Here is a 515-nt window from a genome sequence, read left to right on the forward strand (position 1 = left end):
TCTTCTGTATCTAACTTGATTGGTGATGTTTGTACTTTTCCTTGTACATCACTTGTTGTTGAGCTTTCAGTTGTTGGTGTTACTGGAGTGATTGTTGGTGTGTACGTTGTTTGTACTTTTACATTATTTGATCCTGTTGCTTGTACGACTGCTGGTTCTACTTCACCTGTATAAGTTTTATCTGTTGGTGTTAGTGTTACTTCTCCAGTTGCTGGATTAATTGTGTACGTACCAATTTCTTCAGTTGTTCCTTTTTTGTATGCTGGAATTGTTGTTACTTCAGCTCCATCTTTTACAAGTGTGTAACTATTTTCTTTAATCGTTACTTCTTTTTGTTCACCATTTACTTCTACTGTGCTTCCAGTAAATGTTGGTGTTCCTTTTTGTTCTAAACCTTGTAAGTTTGTTGAAGTTGCTGGTGTTTTACCTAACTCTAGAGGAACGATTTCTGGTTTGTATGTTGCTTTTGAAGTAATTGTCGCTGGTTCATTTTTCTCATTTGTTACAGTTACTGT

The 515-nt window shown here is 35.5% G+C and carries 1 protein-coding gene; it reads right to left on the reverse strand.

Features of this window, described 5'->3' with window-relative positions; genetic code table 11:
- Positions 1–515 (reverse strand): hypothetical protein (locus tag N8L39_RS09250; protein WP_261010806.1); only part of this gene is annotated, 515 nt, incomplete at both ends.

This window comes from Streptococcus mitis (genome assembly GCF_946190285.1).
GTDB lineage: Bacteria > Bacillota > Bacilli > Lactobacillales > Streptococcaceae > Streptococcus > Streptococcus mitis_CP.